The sequence below is a fragment of the Kosakonia sp. R1.Fl genome (genome assembly GCF_023516815.1).
Classification (GTDB): Bacteria; Pseudomonadota; Gammaproteobacteria; order Enterobacterales; family Enterobacteriaceae; genus Kosakonia.
Window position 1 is genome coordinate 1,446,593 of sequence record NZ_JAMGSQ010000001.1, and the last position, 20,713, is coordinate 1,467,305.

21 protein-coding genes are annotated in these 20,713 nt (G+C 55.4%); 15 read left to right on the forward strand and 6 right to left on the reverse strand.

What is annotated here, in order from left to right; all coding sequences use genetic code 11:
- The first annotated feature begins 2 nt into the window (after positions 1–2).
- The 7 genes from dapF to corA all read left to right on the forward strand — a co-directional run bounded on the left by dapF (position 3) and on the right by corA (position 6,668).
- The gene (gene dapF / locus M8Q36_RS06855; RefSeq protein ID WP_017459732.1) at positions 3–827 is read left to right on the forward strand and encodes a diaminopimelate epimerase; all 825 of its coding nucleotides are present in this window, start codon (positions 3–5) and stop codon (positions 825–827) included.
- Positions 824–1,531 carry a DUF484 domain-containing protein gene (locus M8Q36_RS06860; protein ID WP_249880413.1) on the forward strand — a complete coding sequence of 236 codons (708 nt, stop codon included), beginning with the start codon at positions 824–826 and terminating at the stop codon, positions 1,529–1,531. Before dapF ends, M8Q36_RS06860 begins: the two co-directional genes overlap by 4 nt.
- Entirely contained in the window at positions 1,528–2,430 is a 903-nt protein-coding gene (xerC, locus tag M8Q36_RS06865) for a tyrosine recombinase XerC (RefSeq protein ID WP_249880414.1), read from the forward strand. The genes M8Q36_RS06860 and xerC overlap by 4 nt, the downstream gene beginning before the upstream one ends.
- Complete coding sequence (gene yigB, locus M8Q36_RS06870) at positions 2,430–3,146, forward strand: 5-amino-6-(5-phospho-D-ribitylamino)uracil phosphatase YigB (protein ID WP_175274389.1); 717 nt, start codon at positions 2,430–2,432, stop codon at positions 3,144–3,146. The genes xerC and yigB overlap by 1 nt, the downstream gene beginning before the upstream one ends.
- A gap of 49 nt (positions 3,147–3,195) precedes the next feature.
- Positions 3,196–5,358: a DNA helicase II gene (gene uvrD / locus M8Q36_RS06875; RefSeq protein WP_249880415.1), complete on the forward strand. Its 2,163-nt coding sequence runs from the start codon at positions 3,196–3,198 to the stop codon at positions 5,356–5,358.
- A 148-nt stretch (positions 5,359–5,506) separates the two neighbouring features.
- Positions 5,507–5,563: a YsgD/CorL family protein gene (ysgD, locus tag M8Q36_RS25565; RefSeq protein WP_353609977.1), complete on the forward strand. Its 57-nt coding sequence runs from the start codon at positions 5,507–5,509 to the stop codon at positions 5,561–5,563.
- A 154-nt stretch (positions 5,564–5,717) separates the two neighbouring features.
- Positions 5,718–6,668 carry a magnesium/cobalt transporter CorA gene (gene corA / locus M8Q36_RS06880; protein ID WP_017459737.1) on the forward strand — a complete coding sequence of 317 codons (951 nt, stop codon included), beginning with the start codon at positions 5,718–5,720 and terminating at the stop codon, positions 6,666–6,668.
- A gap of 36 nt (positions 6,669–6,704) precedes the next feature.
- On the opposite strand, the gene M8Q36_RS06885 is transcribed toward corA, so the two are convergent.
- Genes M8Q36_RS06885 through yigI form a run of 4 tightly spaced genes read right to left on the reverse strand, consistent with a single transcriptional unit; the run spans position 6,705 to position 9,069 of the window.
- Positions 6,705–7,097, reverse strand: a complete 393-nt coding sequence (locus tag M8Q36_RS06885; RefSeq protein WP_249880416.1) for a DUF2628 domain-containing protein — start codon at positions 7,095–7,097, stop codon at positions 6,705–6,707.
- Complete coding sequence (locus M8Q36_RS06890; RefSeq protein ID WP_233500434.1) at positions 7,090–7,641, reverse strand: hypothetical protein; 552 nt, start codon at positions 7,639–7,641, stop codon at positions 7,090–7,092. Before M8Q36_RS06890 ends, M8Q36_RS06885 begins: the two co-directional genes overlap by 8 nt.
- A gap of 8 nt (positions 7,642–7,649) precedes the next feature.
- Positions 7,650–8,546, reverse strand: coding sequence for an EamA family transporter RarD (rarD, locus tag M8Q36_RS06895; protein ID WP_020456021.1), 897 nt, complete (start codon positions 8,544–8,546; stop codon positions 7,650–7,652).
- A 55-nt stretch (positions 8,547–8,601) separates the two neighbouring features.
- A complete protein-coding gene (yigI, locus tag M8Q36_RS06900; RefSeq protein WP_017459741.1) occupies positions 8,602–9,069 on the reverse strand; it encodes an acyl-CoA thioesterase YigI in 468 nt (155 codons plus the stop codon).
- A 159-nt stretch (positions 9,070–9,228) separates the two neighbouring features.
- Here yigI and pldA point away from each other — a divergent pair, with 159 nt between their 5' ends.
- From pldA to rhtC, 3 genes are all read left to right on the forward strand, one after another.
- Entirely contained in the window at positions 9,229–10,098 is an 870-nt protein-coding gene (pldA, locus tag M8Q36_RS06905; RefSeq protein ID WP_249880417.1) for a phospholipase A, read from the forward strand.
- Between the two features lie 67 nt (positions 10,099–10,165).
- Complete coding sequence (recQ, locus tag M8Q36_RS06910) at positions 10,166–11,992, forward strand: ATP-dependent DNA helicase RecQ (protein WP_045512953.1); 1,827 nt, start codon at positions 10,166–10,168, stop codon at positions 11,990–11,992.
- Between the two features lie 61 nt (positions 11,993–12,053).
- Positions 12,054–12,674, forward strand: coding sequence for a threonine export protein RhtC (gene rhtC / locus M8Q36_RS06915; protein WP_020456025.1), 621 nt, complete (start codon positions 12,054–12,056; stop codon positions 12,672–12,674).
- Positions 12,675–12,710: 36 nt separating this feature from the next.
- Here the strand turns inward: rhtC and rhtB are convergent, their stop codons facing one another.
- Positions 12,711–13,331: a homoserine/homoserine lactone efflux protein gene (rhtB, locus tag M8Q36_RS06920; RefSeq protein WP_249880418.1), complete on the reverse strand. Its 621-nt coding sequence runs from the start codon at positions 13,329–13,331 to the stop codon at positions 12,711–12,713.
- 109 nt (positions 13,332–13,440) lie between these two features.
- On the opposite strand from rhtB, the gene pldB reads away from it, so the two are divergent.
- From pldB to M8Q36_RS06935, 3 genes are all read left to right on the forward strand, one after another.
- Positions 13,441–14,433, forward strand: a complete 993-nt coding sequence (gene pldB, locus M8Q36_RS06925) for a lysophospholipase L2 (protein ID WP_020456027.1) — start codon at positions 13,441–13,443, stop codon at positions 14,431–14,433.
- Between the two features lie 25 nt (positions 14,434–14,458).
- Positions 14,459–15,259, forward strand: coding sequence for a sugar/pyridoxal phosphate phosphatase YigL (gene yigL, locus M8Q36_RS06930; protein WP_020456028.1), 801 nt, complete (start codon positions 14,459–14,461; stop codon positions 15,257–15,259).
- A gap of 104 nt (positions 15,260–15,363) precedes the next feature.
- Positions 15,364–16,263 (forward strand): carboxylate/amino acid/amine transporter, encoded by a 900-nt coding sequence (locus tag M8Q36_RS06935; RefSeq protein WP_249880419.1) that lies wholly within the window; start codon positions 15,364–15,366, stop codon positions 16,261–16,263.
- On the opposite strand, the gene metR is transcribed toward M8Q36_RS06935, so the two are convergent.
- The gene (metR, locus tag M8Q36_RS06940) at positions 16,151–17,104 is read right to left on the reverse strand and encodes an HTH-type transcriptional regulator MetR (protein WP_017459749.1); all 954 of its coding nucleotides are present in this window, start codon (positions 17,102–17,104) and stop codon (positions 16,151–16,153) included. The genes M8Q36_RS06935 and metR overlap by 113 nt on opposite strands.
- A gap of 235 nt (positions 17,105–17,339) precedes the next feature.
- Between metR and metE the strand changes: the two genes are divergently transcribed.
- Both metE and M8Q36_RS06950 read left to right on the forward strand, forming a co-directional pair.
- Positions 17,340–19,601 carry a 5-methyltetrahydropteroyltriglutamate--homocysteine S-methyltransferase gene (metE, locus tag M8Q36_RS06945; protein ID WP_249880420.1) on the forward strand — a complete coding sequence of 754 codons (2,262 nt, stop codon included), beginning with the start codon at positions 17,340–17,342 and terminating at the stop codon, positions 19,599–19,601.
- A 131-nt stretch (positions 19,602–19,732) separates the two neighbouring features.
- Positions 19,733–20,710, forward strand: a complete 978-nt coding sequence (locus tag M8Q36_RS06950) for an ABC transporter substrate-binding protein (RefSeq protein WP_249880421.1) — start codon at positions 19,733–19,735, stop codon at positions 20,708–20,710.
- Positions 20,711–20,713 lie beyond the last annotated feature (3 nt).

Sequence of the window (20,713 nt, forward strand, 5' to 3'; positions counted from 1 at the left end):
TGATGCAGTTCTCAAAAATGCATGGCCTTGGCAACGATTTTATGGTCGTCGACGCGGTAACGCAGAATGTCTTTTTTTCCCCGGAGCTGATCCGTCGTCTGGCGGATCGCCATCTTGGCGTAGGGTTCGACCAGTTGCTGGTGGTTGAGCCTCCCTACGATCCTGAACTTGATTTTCACTATCGGATCTTTAATGCCGATGGCAGCGAAGTGTCGCAGTGCGGCAACGGCGCGCGCTGCTTCGCCCGTTTTGTGCGCCTGAAAGGGTTGACCAATAAACGTGATATCCGCGTCAGTACGGCGAACGGTCGTATGGTATTGAGCGTAACGGAAGATGAGTTAGTGCGCGTGAACATGGGCGAGCCGAACTTTGAACCGTCGCAGGTGCCGTTTCGCGCCAACAAAGCGGAAAAGACCTATATTATGCGCGCGGCAGAGCAAACAGTATTGTGCGGTGTTGTCTCGATGGGCAACCCGCATTGTGTGATTCAGGTGGACGACGTCAACACCGCCCCCGTCGAAACACTGGGGCCGGTTCTGGAAAGCCACGAACGTTTTCCTGAGCGCGCGAACATCGGCTTTATGCAAGTTGTTAAACCGGACAACATTCGCCTGCGCGTTTATGAGCGCGGTGCCGGGGAAACTCAGGCCTGCGGCAGCGGTGCTTGCGCAGCGGTTGCTGTCGGCATCTCGCAGGGGTTGCTGGCGGAAAATGTTCGCGTGGAATTACCAGGCGGTCGACTTGATATCGCATGGAAAGGCCCGGGCCAACCACTGTATATGACTGGCCCGGCGGCACATGTCTACGACGGGTTTATTCAGTTATGAAGCAGCCAGGGGAAGAACTACAGGACACCTTTACACAGCTGGATGACAGCGATGTCGTTGATTATCTGCTGCGTAACCCTGATTTCTTTATCCGCAATGCACGGCTGGTGGAACAGATGCGCGTGCCGCATGCGGTGCGCGACACCGTTTCACTGGTGGAATGGCACATGGCGCGTTCGCGCAATCACATCAATGCGCTGGAAGAGAACATGACGCTGTTGATGGAGCAGGCCAGCGCTAACGAAGGTCTGTTCTATCGCCTGCTGCGTTTACAGGGGCGGCTGGCGTCTGCGCCGAGCCTTGACGAAATGCTCAACCGTTTCCATCGCTGGGCGCGTGATTTAGGGCTGGCGGGCGCCACTATCCGCCTGTTTCCCGATCGCTGGCGTCTTGGCGCGCCGTCGAAATTTACCCATCTTGCGCTCTCCCGACAGGCGTTTGAACCGCTGCGTATCCAGCGCCTTGGCCAGCAGCATCACTATCTTGGGCCACTAAATGGGCCGGAGTTACTGCTGCTGTTGCCGGAAGCGAAAGCGATTGGCTCCGTCGCGATGTCGCTGATGGGGCATGATGGCGCGCTGGGCGTTGTGTTGTTCAGCAGTCGCGACGTTCACCATTATCAACAGGGACAAGGCACTCAGTTGCTGGAAGAGATCGCGCAGATGCTGCCGGATCTGCTGGAGCGCTGGATTGAGCGCGTATGACCGATTCTCCGCTGTTTTCATTCGTCACCCGTTTTCTGCGCTACCTTAGCGTTGAACGTCAGCTCAGCCCCATCACGCTTTTAAATTATCAGTATCAGCTTGATGCCATTATTGCTTTGACCGAAGAAACGGGTCTGAAAAGCTGGCAACAATGTGATGCTGCGATGGTGCGTACTATTGCCGTGCGCAGCCGACGCAAAGGGCTGGGGGCCGCGAGCCTGGCGCTACGGCTCTCGGCGCTGCGCAGTTTCTTTGACTGGATGGTCAGCCAGGGCGAGTTGCCCGCTAACCCGGCAAAAGGCATTTCCGCGCCAAAAGCGCCGCGCCATCTGCCGAAAAATATCGATGTTGATGATATTAACCGACTGCTGGATATCGATCTTAACGATCCGCTCGCCGTGCGCGATCGCGCGATGCTTGAAGTGATGTATGGCGCGGGTCTGCGTTTGTCTGAACTGGTGAATCTGGATATTAAGCATCTGGATCTGGAAAGCGGCGAAGTGTGGGTGCTGGGCAAAGGCAGCAAAGAACGCCGTTTGCCGATTGGTCGCAATGCGGTTGCCTGGATTGAACACTGGCTTGATTTACGCGGTTTGTTTGGCGCAGAAGACGATGCGCTGTTTCTGTCGAAGCTCGGCAAACGCATCTCGGCGCGCAATGTGCAAAAGCGTTTCGCTGAATGGGGCATTAAGCAAGGGTTGAACAGCCACGTGCATCCACATAAGCTGCGCCACTCTTTCGCCACCCATATGCTCGAATCGAGTGGCGATTTGCGCGGTGTGCAGGAGCTGCTCGGTCACGCTAATCTGTCCACCACTCAGATATATACTCATCTTGATTTTCAACACCTTGCTTCGGTATACGATGCGGCGCACCCGCGCGCCAAACGGGGGAAATAATGCGTTTTTACCGCCCATTAGGTCAGATCTCCGCGATCACCTTCGACCTGGACGACACCCTTTACGACAACCGGTTGGTTATCCAGCGCACTGAACAGGAAGCGCTGGCGTTTGTGCAGCGTTATCACCCGGCGTTAAGCAACCTGGAAAACAGAGAATTCCATCGCCTGCGCCAGTCGCTGCGGGAAACCGAACCGGATATTTACCACGATGTCACCGAGTGGCGCCGGCGTGCCGTCGAACGTGCGATGCTGGACGCCGGTCTGACCGCGGAAGAAGCGGCGGCCGGTGCAAATGCCTCGATGGTCAATTTTGCCAAATGGCGCAGCCGCATTGATGTGCCGGAGGAAACCCACGACACACTGACGAAGCTCGCCAAAAAATGGCCGCTGGTGGCGATCACCAATGGTAACGCGCAGCCGGAGTTGTTCGGTCTGGGCGACTACTTTGAATTCGTGTTGCGTGCCGGGCCGGACGGTCGGTCAAAACCGTTTAGCGATATGTATCACCTTGCGGCTGAGCGTCTCGGCGTGGCGATTGGCGATATTCTGCATGTCGGCGATGATTTAACCACCGACGTCGCCGGGGCGGTGCGCTGCGGTATGCAGGCCTGTTGGATTAAGCCGGAAGGCGCCGATCTGCTGCAAGCCAGCGACAGCCGGTTACTGCCGCATGTGGAAATTTCGCGGTTGGCATCCCTCACTACGCTGATATAATCACCAGCTGTTCTGTATAAATTCCCAGTAATATTTCGCGGCGGTGCCAATGGACGTTTCTTATCTGCTCGACAGCCTCAATGACAAACAGCGCGACGCCGTAGCCGCCGAGCGCAGCAATATGCTGGTGCTGGCAGGGGCGGGGAGCGGTAAGACGCGCGTACTGGTACACCGTATCGCCTGGCTGATGACCGTGGAAAACTGCTCGCCATACTCGATTATGGCGGTGACTTTCACCAACAAAGCGGCGGCGGAAATGCGCCACCGTATCGGCCAGTTAATGGGCACTTCGCAGGGCGGGATGTGGGTTGGCACCTTCCACGGCCTCGCGCACCGTTTGCTGCGCGCGCACCATATGGATGCCAACCTGCCGCAGGATTTCCAGATTCTGGACAGCGAAGATCAGCTGCGTTTACTCAAACGTTTGATCAAAGCGATGAACCTCGATGAGAAGCAATGGCCGCCGCGCCAGGCGATGTGGTACATCAACGGCCAGAAAGACGAAGGCATTCGTCCGCACCATATTCAAAGTTTCGGTAACCCGGTGGAACAAACCTGGCAGAAAGTTTACCAGGCCTATCAGGAAGCCTGCGACCGCGCCGGGCTGGTGGATTTCGCCGAGCTGCTGCTGCGCGCCCATGAGTTGTGGCTCAACAAGCCGCATATTTTGCAGCACTACCGCGAACGCTTTACCAATATCCTGGTGGACGAATTCCAGGATACCAACAACATTCAATACGCGTGGATCCGCCTGCTGGCGGGCGATACCGGCAAAGTGATGATCGTCGGCGACGATGACCAGTCCATCTACGGCTGGCGCGGTGCGCAGGTGGAAAACATCCAGCGCTTCCTGAAAGATTTCCCCGGCGCGCAGACGATCCGCCTGGAGCAGAACTACCGTTCGACCAGCAATATCCTGAGCGCGGCGAACGCCCTGATTGAGAACAACAACGGGCGTCTGGGTAAAAAGCTGTGGACCGATGGCGTCGATGGCGAGCTGATTTCACTTTACTGCGCCTTTAACGAGCTGGATGAAGCGCGTTATGTCGTCAATCGCATTAAAGCCTGGCAGGATAACGGCGGGCAACTGACGCAGTGCGCCATTCTCTATCGCAGCAACGCCCAGTCGCGCGTGCTGGAAGAGGCGTTGCTGCAAGCCAGCATGCCGTACCGGATTTATGGCGGTATGCGATTCTTCGAACGTCAGGAAATTAAAGATGCGCTCTCCTACCTGCGCCTGATCGCCAACCGCAATGATGACGCCGCTTTTGAGCGCGTGGTGAATACGCCAACGCGCGGCATCGGCGACCGTACGCTGGACGTGGTGCGCCAAACCTCGCGCGATCGCCAGTTGACGTTATGGCAGGCAACGCGCGAGTTGTTACAGGAGAAAGCGCTGGCGGGTCGTGCGGCGAGCGCGCTGCAACGTTTCCTGGAACTGATTGACGCGCTGGCACAGGAAACGGCGGATATGCCGTTGCATGTGCAAACCGACCGGGTGATCAGCGATTCCGGCCTGCGCATGATGTACGAGCAGGAAAAAGGCGAAAAAGGCCAGACGCGTATTGAGAACTTAGAGGAACTGGTTACCGCGACGCGCCAGTTCAGCTACAACGAAGAAGACGAAGATTTGATGCCGCTGCAGGCGTTTCTCTCCCACGCCGCACTGGAAGCGGGTGAAGGGCAGGCGGATACCTGGCAGGATGCGGTGCAGTTAATGACGCTGCACTCGGCGAAAGGGCTGGAGTTTCCGCAGGTGTTTATTGTTGGCATGGAAGAGGGCATGTTCCCCAGCCAGATGTCGCTGGATGAAGGCGGGCGGCTGGAAGAGGAGCGCCGTCTGGCGTATGTCGGCGTGACGCGCGCGATGCAAAAACTGACCTTAACCTATGCGGAAACGCGTCGGTTATACGGTAAAGAGGTGTATCACCGCCCGTCGCGCTTTATTGGCGAGTTGCCTGAAGAGTGCATTGAAGAGGTGCGTTTGCGCGCCAGCATCAGCCGCCCGGTTAGCCATCAGCGCATGGGTACGCCAGTTGCGCAAAGCGATACCGGCTATAAACTTGGCCAGCGCGTACGCCATGCCAAGTTTGGCGAAGGCACGGTGGTGAACATGGAAGGCAGCGGTGAGCACAGCCGTTTACAGGTGGCTTTCCAGGGGCAAGGTATCAAATGGCTGGTGGCGGCTTACGCCAAGCTCGAAACCGTGTAACTTTCAGAAAAATATCATTATTTTGTAATATTCTGCTAGCCTTATACGCTGAAGGGCAAATATTGCTCTTTAGCGTTTCGTTGCGTGTTGACGCCTTTTGAGTGCTGGCGTAACATGCGCGCACGATCACGCTAAGAGGACATTCGCCTTGGACACACCCAGTAGATACTGGCTCAATTTCCTGGTTTTCAGGAACAACTCCTAAGGCTATCTCCTCATGCTGATGGCCTTAGAGGTTGTCAGCGACCCGCTGTATTCCCCGTCGCGCTGAGTCAGGCTGTTTAATGGTCTGAAACCCAATTTGTTTCTCTGTGTGCCCACCGAACTGTCCGATATTTTTTGCATTGGGAGTCCCGGCTATGCTGAGCGCATTTCAACTGGAAAACAATCGTTTAACCCGCCTTGAGGCTGACGAAATCAAACATCTCGCCAGCTCTGTTTGGGTTGATTTGGTCGAGCCGGACGATGAAGAACGTACCCGCGTGCAAACGGAATTGGGCCAGAACCTGGCCACCCGACCTGAACTGGAAGACATCGAGGCGTCGGCGCGTTTTTTTGAAGACGAAGACGGCCTGCACATCCACTCCTTCTTCTTTTTTGAAGATGCTGAAGATCACGCAGGAAACTCAACCGTAGCATTTACCATCCGCGAAGGTCGCCTGTTCACCCTGCGTGAGCGCGAGCTGCCTGCGTTTCGCCTGTACCGTATGCGCGCCCGCAGCCAGGAGATGGTCGACGGTAACGCTTATGAACTGCTGCTGGATCTGTTCGAAACCAAAATTGAGCAACTGGCGGATGAAATCGAAAACATTTACAGCGATCTGGAAAAGCTGAGCCGCGTCATTATGGAAGGCCAGCAGGGCGACGAGTATGACGACGCGCTCTCGACGCTGGCGGAACAGGAAGATATCGGCTGGAAGGTGCGCCTGTGTCTGATGGATACCCAGCGCGCGTTGAACTTTCTGGTGCGTAAGGCGCGTTTACCGGCCGGTCAGCTTGAGCAGGCGCGCGAGATCCTGCGCGATATCGAATCCCTGCTGCCGCACAACGAATCGTTGTTCCAGAAAGTGAACTTCCTGATGCAGGCGGCGATGGGCTTTATCAATATCGAGCAGAACCGCATCATCAAGATCTTCTCGGTGGTATCGGTCGTGTTCCTGCCGCCGACGCTGGTGGCTTCCAGCTACGGCATGAACTTTGAATTTATGCCCGAACTGCACTGGAGCTTTGGCTACCCTGGCGCAATCATCTTTATGATCCTCGCGGGGCTCGCGCCTTATCTCTACTTCAAACGCCGTAACTGGCTATAAAACAAAAAGGTTCAGCATCGCGCTGAACCTTTTTTATTACAGGCTCCAGTCCTGTTTGCCCTTCACTTTTAGATCGTAATACCAAATGTTGGCTCGACAGGCGATGATGGCGTTGACCATATAACCCAGGAAGCCAATGTTAAAAATAACCGCAACCATGATAACGACTATGTTGATAACTAAAACTAACAGGGCTTTCTTCCACAAACCAAGGATCAGCAAATAGATAATAGAAAAAAACCAGGCGAAGAAATTGAAAGAGACTTTTATCTTCTGCCCGAAAGTCATTTCTTTATAGGCGTTTTTCCATGCCGGGCTCATCCCCCAAAAAGAGGGGTAGCCATTCTTCTCATAGAATGCGAAACGATACTTCCATTTGTCGCTTAATGAATGGTCGCTTTTATAATCATAAGTGTTGATGTTACTCATTTTCCCCTCCTGAAATAGACACGTGGTCCGTCGAATTAATTTGTTGCTTTAACTGCGTCGGTGCGAGCATAAAGACGAAAAATACCAGCACGTCGTAACCGAAATAGATTCTGATACCTAAGCTCACGCACTCTACATCGCTGACAACACCGGTGGCGGCAACCGCCAGCGAGGCCAGGTAGACCAGCAATGAAAAAATGACCACATAGCGGCCTTTGGCACCGCTATCTCTGCAGCGTTGCGCGTTAATATTTAGCTTTAAATAGGTGTAAAGCAGAAAGCACACCAGCGGCAGAACAGGCAGTTCGGCCACATTAAAGGCGACAACTAAAAAGAGAATATGCAGAAGTAAAAAGATAAGGATATACGGCCCACGCGCGAGGCACGTTTTGCCCGATGGCAAAAAAATCCTGCGGATCATCGCTGATTCATCCTGAATAACGTAATGACGAAGGGGCAAACATAGCATTCCATTGCGCATTACGCGATTGGGTAAATCCTTACCTCTAAATTTTTGTAGGTATTGGGCGGCTATTCCGCCCATGTGTTTAATCAGGCTTTTTTGCGTAACCCGCGCTGCGTATAAACCGCGTCGAGGACAAAGATAGCCAGCGCAACCCAGATAAAGCCGAAGGTCACCATTTTATCCGCGCCGGGATGTTCGCCGTAAAAAAGCACCGCCAGCACGAACATCAATGTCGGGCCAATGTACTGGAAGAAGCCGAGCGTCGACAGGCGCAGACGCGTTGCCGCACCGGTAAAACAGAGCAGCGGTACCGTGGTTACGACACCTGCGGCCATTAAAAGCAGATTAAGCGACAGACTGTTTTGCCCCATATGGCTGGTCGGACTGTCGGTAATGCCGAACAACCAAATCGCCGCTACCGGCAGCAGCCACAGCGTTTCTATCAACATGCCGGTTTGTGCCTCCACCGCAATCTTTTTGCGCAGCAGGCCGTAAAAAGCAAAGCTGAAGGCCAGGCCAAGCGCGATTATCGGCAGCGAACCAAATGTCCACAGTTGTACCAGCACACCGATCGCCGCCAGCAGCACCGCCAGCCACTGCATGCGGCGAAAACGTTCGCCCAAAAACAGCATCCCCAGCAGAATATTCACCAGCGGGTTAATAAAGTAGCCCAGGCTCGCTTCCAGCATATGGTTATGGTTTACCGCCCAGATAAACAACAACCAGTTTCCCCCTACCAGTACCGCAGAGAGCGCCAGCAGCAGGATCTTTTTCGGCGTTTGCAGCAGGGCTTTCACGCTGCTCCACTGGCGGCTCACGCTAATCAACGCCAGCATAAAGAAGAAGGACCAGATCACGCGATGTGTAAGAATTTCGTCGGCCGGAACGAACCAGATCGTTTTGAAGTAAGCCGGGGCAACGCCCCAAATAAAATATGCGGCCAGGGCAAGAAGCACGCCCAGCCGCGTCTGTTTTGCATCCATCGGGAAAGCTCGTAGCTGAAATGAATCCTCATGGTACCCGATTTTTCTGACCGGCTCACCCCACCATATAGGTGGCGGTCGCGCTGGCGATGTAGAGCTGTTCTTCGTTGTGCAGCTCTACGCGCGCGACGGCAACTTTATTACCCGCGCGCAGCAAGCTGCTACTGGCGGTAAAGCGCGTACCGCGACCCGGTCGCAGGTAATCGACGCGTAAATCGATCGTGCCCATCCGTGCTAAACGCTGGCGCAGCTCCTCTTCGCTAATGGTTTCATGGCGGGTTAACGTGCTGCCCACGCAAACCAGACCCGCGGCGACATCCAGCGCGGAAGCAATCACGCCACCGTGTAAAATGCTTTGCGCCCAGTTGCCGACCATCATAGGTTGGTTATTAAAACTCAGCTGCGCGTACTCTTTTTCATAGCGCTCCAGCTCCAGCCCTAACGCACGATTAAACGGCATGTGGTACACGAATATCTCGCCGACCGTTTTCAGGACTTCTTCCGCTGTGAGAACAACTGACATGGCTATCTGATCCGATGAGTTAATGAAATGTTGATTTTATGCTTATCGATTGTTGATTTCCACTTTCGGAACCGATACATGAGCAGTGACTCAATAAATATGTAGAATACTTGCGGGGAAATTCGTCAATTCAACAATATGATTTGGAGCAGCAAACCGATGCGGACCTCTCTGGGTTGGTTTTTCGCAGTGCTTGCACTGCCGTTTATGGCTTACGCACAAGAAGCGACGGTAAAAGAAGTTCATGATGCACCCGCCGTGCGCGGCAGTATCATCGCCAATTTATTGCAGGAGCACGACAATCCGTTCACGCTCTATCCGTATGAATCCAACTACGTTATCTACACCGATACCAGCGATCTGAACAAAGAAGCGATTCGCTCTTATAACTGGGCGGATAATGCACGCAAAGATGAAGTGAAGTTTCAGCTCAGCCTGGCGTTCCCGTTCTGGCGCGGGATTCTGGGGCCAAACTCGGTGTTCGGTGGTTCCTACACGCAAAAATCCTGGTGGCAGTTGTCAAACAGCGGAGAGTCTTCTCCATTCCGTGAAACCAACTACGAACCGCAACTGTTCCTTGGTTTCGCCACCGATTACGAATTTGCTGGCTGGACGCTGCGCGACGTGGAATTTGGCTTTAACCACGATTCGAACGGGCGTTCCGACCCGACTTCACGCAGCTGGAACCGCGCCTATACGCGCTTGATGGCGCAAAGCGGCAACTGGCTGGTGGAAGTCAAACCCTGGTATGTGGTGGGATCGGTTGATGACAACCCGGATATCACCAAATATATGGGTTATTACCAGCTGAAAATTGGCTACCAACTGGGCGATGCGATCCTCAGCGCAAAAGGACAATATAACTGGAATACCGGTTACGGCGGCGCGGAACTCGGTCTAAGCTACCCAGTAACTAAACACGTACGTCTTTATACGCAGGTCTACAGCGGGTACGGCGAATCGTTGATTGACTACAATTTCAATCAGACACGTGTCGGCGTGGGCGTGATGCTTAACGATCTGTTTTAAGCGTTGCAGTTTCTCTCTCAGGCGCTGAAAATAGCGCCTGTTTTTATTTCAGGCAAATGGGGTCAGAGTGGCACAGGCGGAAGTATTGAATCAGGAATCGCTGGCGAAACAGGTTCTGCAAGAGACCTTCGGCTACCAGCAATTCCGCCCGGGCCAGCAGGATATTATCGACACCGTGCTCAGCGGCCGCGACTGCCTGGTGGTGATGCCGACCGGCGGTGGGAAATCCCTGTGTTACCAAATTCCGGCGCTAGTATTAGATGGCCTGACGGTGGTGGTTTCACCGCTCATCTCTCTGATGAAAGATCAGGTCGATCAGCTACTGGCAAACGGTGTTGCTGCAGCATGCCTGAACTCTACCCAGAGTCGCGAACAGCAGTTTGAGGTGATCAACGGCTGTCGCAACGGCCAGATTCGCCTGCTTTATATCGCTCCCGAGCGCCTGATGCTCGACAACTTCCTCGATCAGCTGCGCCAGTGGAATCCGGTGCTGTTGGCCGTGGACGAAGCCCACTGTATTTCCCAGTGGGGCCATGATTTCCGCCCGGAATACGCCGCGCTGGGTCAGTTGCGCCAGATGCTGCCTTCCGTGCCGTTTATGGCGCTCACCGCCACCGCCGATGACACAACCCGCCGCGACATTGAACGTTTGCTGGGGCTTCACGATCCGCTGATTCAGGTCAGCAGCTTCGACCGCCCGAACATTCGCTACATGCTGATGGAAAAATTTAAGCCGCTCGATCAGCTACTGCGTTATGTGCAGGAGCAGCGCGGCAAGTGCGGCATCGTGTATTGCAACAGCCGGGCGAAAGTGGAAGACACCGCCGCCCGTTTACAAAGCCGCGGTTTTAGCGCGGCGGCTTACCATGCCGGGCTGGAAAACGAGGTGCGGGCGCGCGTACAGGAACAGTTCCAGCGCGACGACCTGCAAATTGTCGTGGCGACGGTGGCGTTTGGTATGGGCATCAACAAGCCCAACGTGCGCTTCGTGGTGCATTTTGACATTCCGCGCAATATCGAATCCTATTATCAGGAAACCGGTCGCGCCGGACGTGACGGCCTGCCTGCGGAAGCGATGCTGTTTTACGATCCGGCGGATATGGCGTGGCTGCGCCGCTGCCTGGAAGAAAAACCCGCCGGGCCGTTGCAGGATATCGAACGACACAAGCTCAATGCGATGGGCGCGTTTGCCGAAGCGCAAACCTGCCGCCGTCTGGTGTTGCTGAACTACTTTGGCGAAGGTCGCCAGGAGCCCTGCGGTAACTGCGATATTTGCCTCGATCCGCCGCGCCAGTACGACGGTTTACAGGACGCGCAAAAAGCGCTGTCGGCTATTTACCGCGTGAATCAGCGTTTCGGTATGGGCTATGTGGTGGAAGTGCTGCGCGGGGCGAATAATCAGCGCATCCGCGAGTTTGGTCACGACAAATTACCGGTGTATGGAATTGGTCGCGAGCAGAGCCACGAACATTGGGTGAGCGTGATCCGCCAACTGATTCACTTAGGCTTCGCCACACAAAACATTGCTCAGCACTCGGCATTGCAACTCACCGAAGCGGCGCGTCCGCTGCTGCGCGGTGAAGTCCCACTGATGCTGGCGGTGCCGCGTATGGTGGCGCTGAAACCAAAAGTGATGCAGAAAGCGGCGGTTGGCAATTACGACCGCAAGCTGTTCGCCAAGCTGCGCAAGTTGCGTAAAGCGATTGCCGATGAAGAGAACATTCCGCCGTACGTGGTCTTTAACGACGCCACACTGATTGAAATGGCCGAACAGATGCCGCTCTCTCCCGGTGAGATGCTCAGTGTCAACGGGGTGGGTACGCGCAAACTTGAACGCTTCGGCCAGGAGTTCATGGCGTTGATTCGCGCGCATGTTGACGGCGAAGAAGAGTAGTCAGCCTGCGAAAAAAATGGGAGGATGGTTTCCCCCTGAACTATTTTCCCGCGAGTTATCTATGTTGATGTTATTTCTCACCGTGGCGCTGGTGCATATCGTCGCACTGATGAGCCCCGGCCCCGATTTCTTCTTCGTTTCACAAACCGCCGTCAGCCGCTCGCGCAAAGAAGCGATGATGGGCGTGCTCGGTATCACCACCGGCGTCATGATTTGGGCAGGCGTGGCACTGCTCGGCCTGAACCTGATCCTCGCAAAAATGGCGTGGCTGCATAACATCATTATGGTCGGCGGCGGCCTGTATCTATGCTGGATGGGCTATCAGATGTTGCGCGGCGCGCTGAAAAAAGGTCCGCAAAGTAGCGACGCGCCGCAGGTTGAGCTGGCCGCCAGCGGACGCAGCTTTATCAAAGGGTTGCTGACCAATCTCGCTAACCCGAAAGCGATCATTTACTTTGGCTCAGTGTTTTCACTGTTTGTTGGCGATAGCGTGGGCGCTGGCGCGCGCTGGGGTATTTTTATGCTGATTGCGGTGGAAACTTTTGCCTGGTTTACCGTGGTCGCCAGCCTGTTCGCCTTACCGCAAATCCGTCGGGGTTATCAGCGTCTGGCGAAGTGGATTGATGGTTTTGCTGGCGCACTGTTCGCCGGTTTTGGTATTCACCTGATTATTTCCCGCTAAGCGATAAACGCCGGATAGCCCTATCCGGCTCTCTTCTCAGGCGTGTCTTGCCGATGCCAGCAGCGCGCCGACCAGCATAAACAACGAACCGAACACTTTGTTCAGCGCTTTCATCTGGCGCGGGCCTTTGATCCATGCCGCAATGCGCTGCGCCAGCGTGGCGTAGCCAATCATCACAATGATATCCACCACAATGGTGGTGACGCCGAGTACCACGTACTGCATCACTTGCGGTTGATGCGGGACAATAAACTGCGGGAACAGCGCGGCGAGAAAAACAATGCTCTTCGGATTGGTCAGGTTGACGAATACGGCGCGTTTAAACAAATGCCCGCGCGTTTGGGTTTTTGCCAGCGTATTGAGATCGATAGCGCCCGCGGCGCGCCACTGCTGGATGCCAAGCCAAATCAGATAAGCCGCGCCCGCCCATTTCAGCACTTCAAAGGCCAGCACCGAGCGTGAAAATAATGTGCCTAAACCGACACCGACCAGCACGATGTGAATGGCTAAACCGGTTTGTAGCCCGGCAATCGACGCCACCGCGCCGCGATAACCGTGGCTGATGGACGTGGACATGGTGTTAATCGCGCCGGAGCCGGGGGACAGGCTCAGGATTAAGGATGTCAGCAGGTAGGCGAACCACCATTCGAAGGTCATGAGAAACTCCCTGGATATCGGTTTTTATGCCACAATACGCTATTGGCAGCGGAATTTGCTATTGGTCACAAAAAAACGATTTTACATGGCTAAAAGGGGCGAAATCCCAATGTTTCGGCACAAATCGACATGGGAAACCAGAGAAAAAGCGTTCGCGGCTTTTACCATGGGACCGCTGATGGATTTCTGGCGTTCGCGGGAAGAAGCGGTCTTTACCGGCGTGGACGATGTGCCGGTCAGTTTTGTCCGTTTTCGCGCGCAAAGTAACGACCGCGTTATTGTGATTTGTCCCGGCCGCATCGAAAGCTACGTAAAATACGCAGAGCTGGCGTATGACCTGTTCCACCTCGGTTATGACGTGTTGATTATCGATCATCGCGGCCAGGGGCGTTCCGGGCGAATGTTGCCGGACACGCATCGTGGCCATGTGGTGAAATTCAGCGATTATGTCGACGATCTGGCGGCGTTCTGGGATCAGGAAGTGGCCAGCGGGCCGTGGCGCAAACGCTATATTCTTGCCCATTCGATGGGTGGTGCCATTTCCACCCTGTTTTTACAGCGCTATCCGCAAGCCTGCGATGCGATTGCCCTGTGCGCGCCCATGTTCGGCATTATCATTCGCCTGCCTGAATGGATGGTGCGCCCGTTGCTGGACTGGGCTGAAAGCTACCCGAGTCTTCGTGAAGGTTACGCTATTGGCACCGGGAGCTGGCGCCCGTTGCCGTTCGCGATAAACGTGTTAACCCACAGCCGCGAGCGCTATCGCCGTAATTTGCGTTTTTATGCCGATGAACCGCAGCTTCGCGTTGGCGGGCCCACCTGGCACTGGGTACGCGAAGGGATCTTAGCCGGTGAACACGCGCTGGCGGGGGCGGAAAAAGACGCCACGCCGACATTGATTATTCAGGCAGAAGAGGAGCACGTGGTGGATAACCGCATGCATCAACGCTTCTGTGAACGACGCGCCGCAGCGGGCCACCCTTGTGAAGGGGGGAAACCGCTGGTCATACAAGGCGCGTACCATGAGATCCTTTTTGAAAAGGACGCCATGCGCTCGGTCGCGCTCAACGCCATCGTCGAATTCTTCGACCGGCATAACTGATGAATTATTGAGGTTAAATTTTCTTATGTACCAGGTTGTTGCATCTGATTTAGATGGCACATTGCTCTCCCCCGACCACACACTGTCGCCCTTTGCCAAAGAAACGTTAAAACTGCTTACCGCGCGCGGCGTCAACTTCGTCTTCGCCACCGGCCGCCACCATGTGGATGTCGGGCAAATCCGCGACAATCTGGGCATTAAAGCCTATATGATCACCTCCAACGGTGCGCGGGTACACGACACCGATGGCAATCTGGTGTTCACCCATAACCTGGATCGCGACATCGCCACCGATCTGTTCGGCGTGGTGCATAACGAGCCGGATATCATTACCAACGTCTACCGCAACGATGAGTGGTTCATGAATCGCCACCGCCCGGATGAGATGCGTTTCTTTAAAGAAGCGGTATTCCAGTATTCGCTGTATGAGCCGGGTTTGCTTGAGCCGGAAGGGATCAGCAAAGTCTTCTTCACATGTGAAAGCCATGAAAAACTGCTGCCGCTGGAACAGGCCATCAACGCCCGCTGGGGCGATCGCGTGAACGTCAGTTTCTCTACCTTAACCTGCCTGGAAGTGATGGCGGGCGGCGTGTCGAAAGGCCATGCGCTGGAAGCTGTCGCAGGCGCGCTGGGTTATAGCCTGAAAGAGTGCATCGCCTTTGGTGACGGCATGAACGACGCGGAAATGCTGTCGATGGCGGGCAAAGGTTGCATTATGGGTAACGCTCACCAGCGTCTGAAAGAACTGCACCCGGAGCTGGAAGTGATTGGCACCAACGCCGATAACGCCGTACCGCATTACCTGCGTAAGCTGTTCCTCGAATAAGATTGACGAGTGGTCTTAAATTAACCACTCGTCAACTAAATACTCAAACTTTGCGCAACTGAGTTCGCTACAATGCCTGTCCACTCATCGAAGAGACATTCATTGTGGCGTTACTCATCATCACCACTATTTTGTGGGCTTTCTCTTTTAGCCTGATTGGCGAATACCTTGCGGGCCATGTCGACAGCTATTTCTCCGTGCTGATGCGCGTTGGGCTGGCGGCGCTGGTCTTTTTACCGTTTCTGCGTGCGCGTGGGCATAACCTCAAGACCATTGGTTTGTACATGCTGGTGGGCGCGTTGCAGCTGGGCATTATGTACCTGTTCAGCTTCCAGGCGTATCTCTACCTGACGGTGTCTGAATTCCTGCTGTTTACCGTTTTCACACCGCTGTATGTCACCCTGATTTACGATCTGCTCAGTAAGCGCGGGCTGCGCTGGAGCTACGCGCTGAGCGCCGGGCTGGCGGTAATTGGCGCGGCGATTATTCGCTACGACAAAGTGAGCGATCACTTCTGGATTGGCCTGATTCTGGTGCAACTGGCGAATATCAGCTTTGCCATTGGTATGGTCGGCTACAAACGCCTGATGGAGACGCGCCCGATGCCGCAACACAACGCGTTCGCCTGGTTTTATCTTGGCGCATTCGTGGTCGCCGTTGTGGCGTGGTTTGTGATGGGTAATCCGCAGAAATTGCCGACCACGACGCTGCAATGGAGCGTGCTGGTGTGGCTTGGCGTGGTGGCATCCGGGTTGGGTTATTTTATGTGGAACTACGGCGCAACACAGGTGGACGCCGGGACGCTCGGCATCATGAACAATGTGCATGTTCCCGCCGGGTTACTGGTTAACCTTGCTATCTGGCAGGAACAGCCGCACTGGCCGAGTTTTATTATTGGTGGTGCGGTGATAATGGCCTCGCTGTGGGTGCATCGCCGTTGGGTCGCTCCGCGCTCCGCACAAACGGCAGATGGTCGCAAGCGTGATTCCGCGCTGAGCGAATAAACGCTTCCGTTACCGGCTGACGCTGCTCGCCGTCGCGCACGGCGGCGTACAGCCGGCTCCACAATCCTTCGCCCAGGGTTTTGGTCACCACCAGACCCTGGCGCTCAAAACTCTCCACCACCCAGTGCGGCAGCGCCGCAATGCCCATCCGCGCGGCAACCATCTGAATCAGCAGCAGCGTGTTATCAACGCTTTTCAGCGACGGACTTACGCCCGCCGGTTGCAGGAAGTGACGCCAGATATCCAGGCGACTGCGTTGTACCGGATAGATCAGCAGCGTTTCGCTGGCGATATCGTCCGGCGTGATGCGCGCTTTTGCCGCCAGCGGATGATCGGGGGCGAGCACCAGCCGCACTTCAAAATCAAACATCGGCGAATAGTGCAGACCGCTGCGCGGCAGAATGTCGGAGGTCATGACCAGATCCAGCTCGCCCTGTTGCAGCGCAGGTTGCGGATCAAACGTGACGCCGGATTTGAAATCCATCTCCACTTGCGGCCAGTTCTGGCGGAAGTTCTCAAGCGCAGGTGTCAGCCACTGAATACAGCTATGGCACTCAATAGCGATGCGCAGCGTGGCTTGCTGCGGCTCATTGCAGGCCTGCAGCGCGCGGCTAATCTGCGGCAGCACCTGATTTGCCAGTTGCAACAGAATTTCACCCTGCGGCGTAAAGCGTAGCGGCTGGCTTTTCCGCACAAACAGACGAAAGCCAAGGCGCTGTTCCAGATCGCTGAACTGGTGGGAAAGCGCGGACTGCGTTTGATGCAGCGTTGCCGCCGCTGCCGCCAGCGACCCGCTGTTTCGTAACGCCTGTAGCGTTTTCAGGTGTTTAATTTCGATCATGAAAGTCCTTCACTCCGGCATGAACATTTTGCGCTTGAGGAATATACAGTACTTGCGAATTATAGATGTGTAAACATCTGGACGTCTAAAAATCCTGCGTCTTTCGAATTAATAGTGCGTTGGCTGCGCTCATTCACCCCAGTCACTTACTTCAGTAAGCTCTTGGGGATTCATGAACTTGCCGCCTTCCCTTAATCCGAAATCCTTTGGATTAACCCAATTGAAGAGGCTAAAAATGACAATTCTTAATCACACCCTCGGTTTCCCTCGCGTTGGCCTGCGTCGCGAGCTGAAAAAAGCGCAAGAGAGCTACTGGGCGGGTAACTCCACCCGTGAAGAGCTGCTGGCGGTAGGACGCGAACTGCGCGCCCGCCACTGGGAGCAGCAAAATGAGGCCGGTATCGATCTGCTGCCGGTGGGCGATTTCGCCTGGTACGACCATGTTCTGACCACCAGCCTGCTGTTGGGCAATGTGCCGGCTCGTCATCAGAACAACGACGGTTCCGTGGATATCGATACCCTGTTCCGCATTGGCCGTGGCCGCGCGCCAACCGGCGAACCGGCGGCAGCGGCGGAAATGACCAAATGGTTCAACACCAACTACCACTACATGGTGCCGGAGTTCAGCAAAGGCCAGCAGTTCAAACTGACCTGGACGCAACTGCTGGACGAAGTAGACGAAGCGCTGGCGCTCGGCCATAAGGTGAAACCTGTGCTGCTGGGCCCGGTCACTTACCTGTGGCTGGGCAAAGTGAAAGGCGAACAGTTTGATCGGTTAAGCCTGCTGAACGACATTCTGCCGGTCTACAAACAGGTGCTCGGCGAGCTGGCAAAACGCGGTATTGAGTGGGTACAAATCGACGAACCGGCGCTGGTGCTGGAGTTGCCACAAGCCTGGCTGGATGCGTTTAAACCAGCTTACGACGCGCTTTCCGGCCAGCTGAAGCTGCTGCTGACCACCTATTTTGAAGGTGTGACGCCGAACCTTGATGTGATCACCGCGCTGCCGGTGCAGGGGCTGCATGTTGATTTGGTACACGGCAAGGACAACGTGGCCGAGCTGCACTCGCGTCTGCCTGCTGACTGGCTGCTCTCTGCCGGTCTGGTGAATGGTCGTAACGTCTGGCGCGCCGATCTCACCGAGAAATATGCGCAAATCAACGAAGTGGTCGGTAAACGTCCGCTGTGGGTTGCCTCTTCCTGCTCTTTGCTGCACAGCCCGATCGATCTGAGTGTCGAAACGCGACTGGATGCGGAAGTGAAAAGCTGGTTCGCCTTCGCCCTGCAAAAATGCCAGGAACTGGCGCTGCTGCGCGATGCGCTGAACAGCGGTAATACGGAAAAACTGGTGGAATGGAGCGCCCCGATTCAGGCGCGTCGCCACTCTACGCGCGTTCACAACACGGCAGTGGCACAGCGTCTGGCGGCGATCACCGCGCATGACAGCCAGCGTAACAGCCCGTACCCCGAACGTGCGAAAGCCCAGCGCGAGCGCTTTAAGCTGCCCGCCTGGCCGACCACCACTATCGGTTCTTTCCCGCAGACTACCGAGATTCGCGGCCTGCGCCTGGATTTCAAAAAAGGCAATCTTGATGCGGGTAATTACCGCACGGGTATCGCCGAACATATCAAACAGGCGATTGTCGAGCAGGAACGTCTGGGCTTAGACGTGCTGGTGCATGGTGAAGCGGAGCGTAATGACATGGTGGAGTACTTCGGTGAAAACCTTGACGGCTTCGTCTTTACACAAAACGGCTGGGTGCAGAGCTACGGCTCCCGCTGCGTGAAACCGCCAGTGGTTATCGGCGACGTCAGCCGCCCGGAAGCGATTACCGTTGAGTGGGCGAAGTACGCGCAGTCGCTGACCGATAAACCGGTGAAAGGGATGCTGACCGGCCCGGTGACCATTCTTTGCTGGTCGTTCCCGCGTGAAGACGTGAGCCGCGAAACCATCGCCAAACAGATTGCGCTGGCACTGCGTGATGAAGTGGCGGATCTGGAAGCGGCAGGGATTGGCATTATCCAGATTGATGAACCGGCACTGCGCGAAGGTTTGCCACTGCGTCGCAGCGACTGGGACGCCTATCTGGCCTGGGGCGTGGAGGCTTTTCGCATCAACGCGGCGGTGGCGAAAGATGACACGCAGATCCACACCCACATGTGTTACTGCGAGTTTAACGACATCATGGATTCCATCGCCGCGCTGGATGCCGATGTGATTACCATTGAAACCTCGCGCTCGGATATGGAACTGCTGGAGTCGTTCGAAGAGTTTGAGTACCCGAACGAAATCGGCCCGGGTGTTTATGATATTCACTCGCCGAACGTACCGAGTGTCGAGTGGATCGAAGCACTGCTGCAAAAAGCCGCGCAGCGTATCCCGGCACAACGCCTGTGGGTGAACCCTGACTGCGGTCTGAAAACCCGCGGCTGGCCGGAAACCCGTAGCGCGCTGGCAAACATGGTGAAAGCCGCGCAGAACCTGCGCCAACAGTAAGCTTTACCGCGCCGCCCGGTGTGAAGCCGGCGGCGCGTCATCCCTCTGTAACAAGCCAACATCGCTTCGGTAACATTTTTGTCAAACTCCCTTGTTTTAATCGTCGCAACGAAAACACAGGGGACTGAACCATGAGTAAAAAAAGTGCGCTGGCGTTGGTACTGCTGGCCGTGATCAGTACGTCGGCTTTCGCCAAATCCACGCTGACGCTCTATACCAGCCAGCCCAATGAAGATGCGCAAATGACCGTCAGCGCCTTTGAAAAAGCGCACCCGGACATTGAAGTGAAATGGATCCGCGACGGAACTACCAGGCTGACCGCGCGTTTGCAGGCAGAGTTAGCCGCCGGTAGCGCCGCCCCGGACGTACTGCTGATTGCCGACAGCGTGACCATGGAGTCCCTGAAACAGCAAAACCTGCTGGCGGCGTATAAATCACCGCAAGCGACGCGTTTTGATGCGCAGTTGTATGACAAAGAGGGCTACTACTACGGCACCAAACTGATCACCACCGGTATTGCGTATCACAGCAAAGCCCCGGTTAAGCCAACCTCCTGGCAGGATCTGCTCAAACCGGAACTGAAAAACATGACCACGCTGCCAAGCCCGCTCTATTCCGGCGCGGCGCAAATTCACCAGGCGACGCTGATGAACGATCCGGCGCTCGGCTGGCAATACTACGAGAAACTAAAAGAGAACGGTGCGATGCCGCAAAGCGGTAACGGCGCGGTGATGAGCGCGATTGCGTCCGGCAGCAAAGCCTATGGCGTGCTGGTGGATTACATGGCGATCCGCGAAAAAGCCAAAGGCGCACCGATTGAGTTCGTCTTCCCGAAAGAGGGCGTCAGCATTGTTACCGAGCCGGTAGCGATGATGAAAAACGCGAAAAACCCGCAGGCGGCGAAAGCGTTTATCGACTTTGTGCTCTCGGATGAGGGGCAAAAACTGGTGCTCCAGCAGGGCTACCTGCCCGCCGATGCCAACCTGCCGGTTCCGGCCGGATTCCCGCCGCGCGACAGCATCAAGCTGATGCCGTTTGATGCAGCAAAAGCGTTGGCCGAGACGGAAGCCAATAAAAAGCGCTTTGCCGACCTGTTCGGAAACCGCTAGTTG

Excerpts from the sequence above, each read along its gene's own strand:
- dapF (WP_017459732.1), top strand. The coding sequence starts at position 3 with ATGCAGTTCTCAAAAATGCATGGCCTTGGCAACGATTTTATGGTCGTC.
- M8Q36_RS06860 (WP_249880413.1), top strand. The coding sequence starts at position 824 with ATGAAGCAGCCAGGGGAAGAACTACAGGACACCTTTACACAGCTGGAT.
- xerC (WP_249880414.1), top strand. The coding sequence starts at position 1,528 with ATGACCGATTCTCCGCTGTTTTCATTCGTCACCCGTTTTCTGCGCTAC.
- yigB (WP_175274389.1), top strand. The coding sequence starts at position 2,430 with ATGCGTTTTTACCGCCCATTAGGTCAGATCTCCGCGATCACCTTCGAC.
- uvrD (WP_249880415.1), top strand. The coding sequence starts at position 3,196 with ATGGACGTTTCTTATCTGCTCGACAGCCTCAATGACAAACAGCGCGAC.
- corA (WP_017459737.1), top strand. The coding sequence starts at position 5,718 with ATGCTGAGCGCATTTCAACTGGAAAACAATCGTTTAACCCGCCTTGAG.
- M8Q36_RS06885 (WP_249880416.1), bottom strand. The coding sequence starts at position 7,097 with ATGAGTAACATCAACACTTATGATTATAAAAGCGACCATTCATTAAGC.
- M8Q36_RS06890 (WP_233500434.1), bottom strand. The coding sequence starts at position 7,641 with ATGGGCGGAATAGCCGCCCAATACCTACAAAAATTTAGAGGTAAGGAT.
- rarD (WP_020456021.1), bottom strand. The coding sequence starts at position 8,546 with ATGGATGCAAAACAGACGCGGCTGGGCGTGCTTCTTGCCCTGGCCGCA.
- yigI (WP_017459741.1), bottom strand. The coding sequence starts at position 9,069 with ATGTCAGTTGTTCTCACAGCGGAAGAAGTCCTGAAAACGGTCGGCGAG.
- pldA (WP_249880417.1), top strand. The coding sequence starts at position 9,229 with ATGCGGACCTCTCTGGGTTGGTTTTTCGCAGTGCTTGCACTGCCGTTT.
- rhtC (WP_020456025.1), top strand. The coding sequence starts at position 12,054 with ATGTTGATGTTATTTCTCACCGTGGCGCTGGTGCATATCGTCGCACTG.
- rhtB (WP_249880418.1), bottom strand. The coding sequence starts at position 13,331 with ATGACCTTCGAATGGTGGTTCGCCTACCTGCTGACATCCTTAATCCTG.
- pldB (WP_020456027.1), top strand. The coding sequence starts at position 13,441 with ATGTTTCGGCACAAATCGACATGGGAAACCAGAGAAAAAGCGTTCGCG.
- yigL (WP_020456028.1), top strand. The coding sequence starts at position 14,459 with ATGTACCAGGTTGTTGCATCTGATTTAGATGGCACATTGCTCTCCCCC.
- metR (WP_017459749.1), bottom strand. The coding sequence starts at position 17,104 with ATGATCGAAATTAAACACCTGAAAACGCTACAGGCGTTACGAAACAGC.
- metE (WP_249880420.1), top strand. The coding sequence starts at position 17,340 with ATGACAATTCTTAATCACACCCTCGGTTTCCCTCGCGTTGGCCTGCGT.
- M8Q36_RS06950 (WP_249880421.1), top strand. The coding sequence starts at position 19,733 with ATGAGTAAAAAAAGTGCGCTGGCGTTGGTACTGCTGGCCGTGATCAGT.